The organism is Actinomadura nitritigenes, assembly GCF_017573545.1.
GTDB lineage: Bacteria > Actinomycetota > Actinomycetes > Streptosporangiales > Streptosporangiaceae > Spirillospora > Spirillospora nitritigenes.
The window spans coordinates 1-5,799 of the sequence record NZ_JAGEOK010000082.1; the positions used below are offsets into that span (position 1 = coordinate 1).

General features: G+C 68.3%; 8 protein-coding genes. 2 read left to right on the forward strand and 6 right to left on the reverse strand.

Features of this window, described 5'->3' with window-relative positions; all coding sequences use genetic code 11:
* Positions 1–130 precede the first annotated feature (130 nt).
* Positions 131–523: a winged helix-turn-helix domain-containing protein gene (locus J4557_RS50635; protein ID WP_208274744.1), complete on the forward strand. Its 393-nt coding sequence runs from the start codon at positions 131–133 to the stop codon at positions 521–523.
* Positions 524–1,619: 1,096 nt separating this feature from the next.
* Here the strand turns inward: J4557_RS50635 and J4557_RS48755 are convergent.
* The 5 genes from J4557_RS48755 to J4557_RS48775 form a co-directional block, all read right to left on the reverse strand.
* Positions 1,620–1,919: a hypothetical protein gene (locus J4557_RS48755; RefSeq protein WP_208274746.1), complete on the reverse strand. Its 300-nt coding sequence runs from the start codon at positions 1,917–1,919 to the stop codon at positions 1,620–1,622.
* Positions 1,920–2,258: 339 nt separating this feature from the next.
* Positions 2,259–2,462, reverse strand: a complete 204-nt coding sequence (locus tag J4557_RS48760) for a cold-shock protein (protein ID WP_208274748.1) — start codon at positions 2,460–2,462, stop codon at positions 2,259–2,261.
* 189 nt (positions 2,463–2,651) lie between these two features.
* Complete coding sequence (locus tag J4557_RS48765) at positions 2,652–2,939, reverse strand: MerR family transcriptional regulator (protein WP_208274758.1); 288 nt, start codon at positions 2,937–2,939, stop codon at positions 2,652–2,654.
* Between the two features lie 776 nt (positions 2,940–3,715).
* The gene (locus J4557_RS48770) at positions 3,716–4,297 is read right to left on the reverse strand and encodes a hypothetical protein (RefSeq protein WP_208274750.1); all 582 of its coding nucleotides are present in this window, start codon (positions 4,295–4,297) and stop codon (positions 3,716–3,718) included.
* A 247-nt stretch (positions 4,298–4,544) separates the two neighbouring features.
* On the reverse strand, positions 4,545–4,916 hold the full coding sequence (locus tag J4557_RS48775; protein ID WP_208274752.1) for a hypothetical protein: 372 nt from the start codon (positions 4,914–4,916) through the stop codon (positions 4,545–4,547).
* Positions 4,917–5,128: 212 nt separating this feature from the next.
* On the opposite strand from J4557_RS48775, the gene J4557_RS48780 reads away from it, so the two are divergent.
* Positions 5,129–5,425, forward strand: coding sequence for a hypothetical protein (locus tag J4557_RS48780; protein ID WP_208274754.1), 297 nt, complete (start codon positions 5,129–5,131; stop codon positions 5,423–5,425).
* Here J4557_RS48780 and J4557_RS48785 read toward each other — a convergent pair.
* Positions 5,409–5,799, reverse strand: a 391-nt coding sequence (locus J4557_RS48785; protein ID WP_208274756.1) for a PP2C family protein-serine/threonine phosphatase, incomplete at its 5' end; no start/stop codon positions are given. The two genes, J4557_RS48780 and J4557_RS48785, sit on opposite strands and share 17 nt — an antisense overlap.

Sequence of the window (5,799 nt, forward strand, 5' to 3'; positions counted from 1 at the left end):
GGCTACCGGCGCCTGACCGTCCGCTACGAACGCCACGGCCACCTGTTCAACGCCTTCCTCGTCCTCGCCGCAGCCATCACCTGCTACAAGAAGCTCACACAACTCCCCACATGAGACACGCTCTAAGCCTGTGGCGCTCGAGGACATCATCGTGCGCTTGCAGGCCATGCTGCAGCACCTGAGCATCGACCAGCCGGACGACGGTCTCGTCCCAGCCACCCGGCGCCTCGCGGTGTCAGATCTGGTGATGGACGAGAAGCAGCGCACGGTCTGGCGCGGAGATCAGCTCCTGGAACTCAACTCCGAGGAGTTCGCTCTCCTCCGATTCCTCATGCACAACCCTGGCCGCGTGATCAGCGCCACCGAGATCTTCGAACAGATCTGGTTCTATGACTTCGGGCCCCACTCCCACGCCCTCGAGCTGTACATCGGCTATCTGCGTCAGAAAGTAGATGCTGGTAGGGAGCCCCTACTGCACGTCGTCGCCGGTCCGGCCTACATGCTCGGACCGAAACCGCCGTGACCCGCCGTCGCGTCGACCGGCACCGGTATATCGGGACCTCCGACGCCGGCGCGGATTCCCTCAATGCCAGCCGAACCGGTGTCCGCTGAACGGACCCCGTCATCACAGTCCGGAACCTCGGCGTTCAGCCGTCACGCCGTCGTATGCCGACGCTCGACGCCGACCGGGGACCACCGGCCGGGCCGGCCCCACCTGATAGGCGGAGCGCCGTCCTCGGGCATCAGGTCGTGAACACGAAGATCCGCGCGCACTGGTAGAAGGCATCGAAGCGGTGGCGGGCTCGCACCGCAGACAATGCAGCCGGATGAGCGCCGTTGTGGATGTGTCCGCGCGCCTCACCCGCTCCTAGGAAAATCGTCAAGATCTTCCCGCGGCACGGCCTCGAGCAGGGAACGCAACAGCGCCGGGACGATCCCCGCGCGCGCGGGGATCGTCCGTGCCCTCGTCGCCCCTGCGAAGGTTCACAGCATTCGCTCTCTGCGGAGGATGCGTCCACCTCGAGGATCGCGCTCAGCGCTCGGGACACCAGGGGGCATTTGGGGGGGCCGATGGGGGTCCGATGGGGGTCCGGACCGGCAAGGAACGGACCGGACCCCCTTTTACCTTGTGGTGCTCTGAGCTGCAGATATGGGATTTCCGATCACCATGGATGATCTCCGGTCACGCGGATGATGGGACTGCTAATGCGGTTTGGGTTTACCGCCCATCCGGGGTTCAAATCCCCGATCCTCCGCCACTACCAGCGCCTCCGCCGAGTGAGACGATCTCGGCGGGGGCGTTTTTGGTGACCGGTGTGGCCATGGTGTGGCCATCACGTCGCAGCGGCACCACCGCGGCCACCGCCTCAGCGCGGCCTTGGCCACCTCGGGCAGGACCGAGGCGTAGGTGTCCGCGGTGAACGATGACCGAGCGTCGCACTGATCACCTTCATGTCGACCTTGCCGAGCAGGCTCAGCGTCGCCGCGCCGTGGCGCAGGTCGTGGAACCGGATGGGCGGGAGGGGGAGCCCGCACGGGCGGCCCCGCGCACGCGGGAGTGGGCAGGACATCGTCGGTGAGGCGGAACTTTGGTCGTTGGACTGCGCGGTGCGGGCATGTCAGCCGCCCAGCTTCACGACCAGTGAGCGCAGGTGAGGTGCTGCGGCGTTCTCCTGGCCGCGCTTCACCCACGCCGCGATGTGTTCGCTGACCAACTCGGCGAGGCCGGCGCGCTCGTCGTCGCTGAGCTCGACCGTGGTCGTGGTGCTGGTCCGGCAGTCGTAAGCCGCGAAGAGGATGTCCCCGACCGCCTGCTCGGCCGCAGAGGGCTTGCGGTTGCGCTGAGCGTGCCAAGCGGCACTGTTGTTGACGACGCCCCAGCCGTACAGGGCCTCATAGTTGGTGAGCTCGAGCCTCATTGGGGCCGTTGCCTCTCACTGCAAGGGTGTAGCCACACCCTATGCAGGCACCCTATGCAGGTGCGGCCACCTCGATCGGCCGGACGACACCCCCTGCCAGGCCACCGCCCGCCTACGCGGCCGACTTTCGCCATAACGCGGCTGTCCTCTCAAGGCTCGCCCTGGGGGAGCCGCCCGAGATCATCACCGTCGAGGAGGAGCCATGTCGTTCGCTCAGGTGGGCTCGGACACATCGTCCTGAGTGATCGGTGCGATCCGGGGTTCTCGCCCTGGTCGCGCCGACGGGCAGGGCCGCTTGCGCGGTCCTGCCCGTCGGCGGTCTGTTCTTGGTGCGCGTTGTCAGAGCGCGCGGACCAGGTCGGCCTGCATGCCCTTGGGGCCGCGGATGGAGGTGAACTCCACCTTCTGGTCCTCTTCCAGGGTGCGGTAGCCGTCGCTGTCGATCACGGACTGATGGACGAAGATGTCGGCGGTGCCGTCATCGGGGGCGATGAACCCGAACCCCTTGTCGGCGTTGAACCACTTCACGGTTCCCTGAGTCATTTGGTGTCCTCCCTTTGGGCGACGGACCACGCGGCCGCGTGGTCCGGGCTGCTGGCCGTACGCCCGCCTGGAGTCGCCCCCAAAAGACAAAACGCCCGCCGGAAGAAATCCGCGGGCGTTTCCACGTTCGCAAACTCGACTACAACCATTGATCCCGACCCTACACCAGATCAGCGGAATCCGCCGAGGTCAGCCCCTTCCAGTTTCCTGGGCGGGGTTCTGGTCGAGGCGTGCCTGGAGTTGGGCGTTGATGCGCTGGGCTTCGGCCAGCTGGTCTTCCAGGATGATGATGCGGCAGGCCGCCTCCAGGGCGGTGCCCTGGTCGACCAGATCGCGGGCGCGGTGCGCGAGGCGCAGCTGGTAGCGGGAGTAGCGGCGGTGCCCGCCGGCCGAGCGTTGCGGGACGAACAGTTTCGCGGCGTCCAGGCCGCGCAGGAACCCGGGGGTGACGCCGAGGATCTCGGCGGCCCGGCCCATGCTGTACGCCGGGTAGTCCTCATCGTCAAGCTTGTCTTCGAGCTCGCTGTCGATCTCGGGGTCGGCGGTGCTCTGCGCCGGACGGGGCTCGGCGGGGCGCGGGTCACGGTGTGCTGGTCGGGTACCGGGCTGAACCGGCTGGGGTGCTTTCACAGAACCTTCCGTAGTGTTCGTCGGGGGTGCATGTGCGCCGGGTGTCGGTGCCGGATCCGGGCGGGGCGAACGACGAGGCCCCGGCGCCCAATGACGGCGCCGGGGCCATGAGGTACAACACCATCTATCCGGCGCTGAGGCCGGGGGTCTTCCGCGCCGGCCTGTTCCGGCATGGGCGCGGGGATCGCGGATGCGTGACCGTCAACCACCGTCCAATCCGTGGGGCTGCGGTACCCGTGCGGCGTGACTGAAACTGCCTGCGACGGGCGATCCCGATGGTGCCGAGATCCTCCTTCCGTGTTCTCTCTACCGGTGTTTCCTGCGTTGTTGTCACTTGCCTTCGTGCTGCCGACGGCTCGTTGGCCGCCGTGCGCGAGGCCGGCTGCCGGAGTCCCTTCCACTGCGTTGACCCCGGCACGTCCGGCCCGCGTCATCCATCCTTGCGGGCAGTTCGTCCTCTGCCACGTCTGCTGGACTTGTTCCTTTTCGATGACAGGAACACTACCCCACCCCGCCGCGAATATCTACCTCGATCACCACAGATTTTCGGCGATCCGCTGGTGCGGTCGTACGCATGGGGTCGCTCCGTGGCCGCGCGGTGACGGCATCGCCGCTGGGACGGTTCACTCGCCGACACCGGCCTGCACATCGGCGGCGTCGGGGCCGTCTGCGTCGGAGTGGGTGGCGTCGGCTGCGGCCAGCGCCCGGTTGAGGCCGTTCAGCGCGGCCTCGCATTCGTGGCGGCTCATCAACCAGCCCGTGCCCCAGTGCGAGACCAGGAACCGAGCCCGGATCATCAGTTTGCGGCGGGTCCTGGTGTCGGTGGCGGCGCCGCTGTCGAGGTACTCCTCGATCGTCTGCTCGCACAACTCGGCCGCGCGAAGCCAGGATCTGGCGCCCTGGGCCGACATCCCGGACGCCCGCCGCCGGCATGCGCGGGCCGCCGCTTGAATCCGCGACAGGTCACCGTCACAACGGACCAGGATCTTCAGCGTGTGGTAGTACGGGACGGCCTCTCCGCGGGGCAGCCAGTACGGCTCCGGTCCGGGACCGACGTCGATGAACATCGCCCGGCCCGGACCGTCGACCTCGAACCGCAAGCACGTATCGGCCTGCCTGTGCGCGAACCAGGCGTCCTTGCGGGCACGATCGCCGTGCCGGTCCTGGGCCGACTTGTGAGCCGATTCGCTGACGCCGCCGTGCATGCGCGGTCCTCCCTCGTTCGCCCGGCGCGCTGCTCACCGCTGGAGCAACCTGGACGCCAAGGACCGTTCGCCGGGCTTGCACACCTTCCTTGTCTCCACAAGATGATGCGGCAGGTGGCCTTTGAGGTGACGCCCCACTCCACCGGGCCGCGGTGAACGAGATGCACCCGAAGCGTTGAAGGGGCCGGGCCCGACAGCAGGAGACGCCGGTGTTGAAAGGGTTGTGACAGGTCCGGGCGGCGGGGCGTCAGGAAGCCGCGGTGGTGCGGGAGCGGACGAGCAGGACCGGGCCGTACCGGTTGGTGCCATCACCGGTGATGTGGGCGTCCCGTTGCGCGCTGAAACCGAACCCCGCGGCGAGCAGGACGTCGGCGATCGCGCTGAGCATCACCGCGGCGATCCGGTCGTGCTGCGCGTCCGGGTGAGCTCGGGCGTATTCGGCGTCCACCGAGTAAAAGACCTCCACCTTGTCGCCCTGGCCGCTCAGCCGGAACCCGCCATCGAAGGTGTCGGGCCACTGCGCGGCCTCGGCGACGTCCAGGCCCTTGATACCGGCGGCGTCCAGAGTCGCCCACACGGCTGCCGACAGATCCTTGCCCGCAGGAGTGTAAAGACCCATGCCGGCCACTGTAGGCGCGCGGGTCCACCAGCTCACCGCGCCCTGTGGATCTGCTGGTCGACGGTGCGTTGGAAGAAAGGGTCGACCTCGATCTGTGCCGCGTACGGCGCGGGGACGGGGAGGGTTGGGGATGGCGCCGCTGTGGGCCGGACGGAAGCCCGTATGTTGAGGTGGTGGGGCAGTGTTTCTGGGGCCCCGGGGAGGTGAGGTTCATGAGCGGGACCATGCCCGAGGTGTGGATCTCGGCTGCTGACGGCGATCTGGTCCGTGCCGATGCGATCGTGATTCTGCGCCTGGACAGGACCGGGCGATTGACCGTGCAGTTGCGCGATGAGGCGAGGGTCAGCGTGACCTTGCTGGAGGGCGCGTCGGGAGGCGGTCACCCGCCTGCCGACTTCCACCGCGAGCTGATCCGGATGATCGCCGAGGTGGCGGACTCCGGCAGCGCGCAGTTGATCAGCGCGCGGCGTGTGGACGGCGGATGGCGGTGGGTCAGCGAGCCTCTGTAGGCGCGTCCGGTCCCGTGTGCGGGGCTCCGGCGGTCGCCCCGGGAACGCGGAGGGCGAGGATGGCGACGTCGTCCTCGCCGTTGGGTTCCATGTGTTCGAGGAGCTGGTCGCACAGGTCGGGGAGGGGAAGCCGGGCGAGGTGGGAGCTGTGGTGGCGTAGGCCGGTGAGGCTGTCGGTGAGGTCGGTGCCGCGGGCTTCGATGAGGCCGTCGGTGTAGAGCAGGAGCGTCGACAGCGGCGGCAGATGGCGGGCGCCGTCGGGGCGGCCGTCGTCGAGGCCGGGGCTGCCGAGCAGCATTCCGTGCTCGTCGAGGAAGGTCGTGCCGCCGTCCTGGGTGATCAGCAGCGGCGGCGGGTGGCCGGCGTTGCACCAG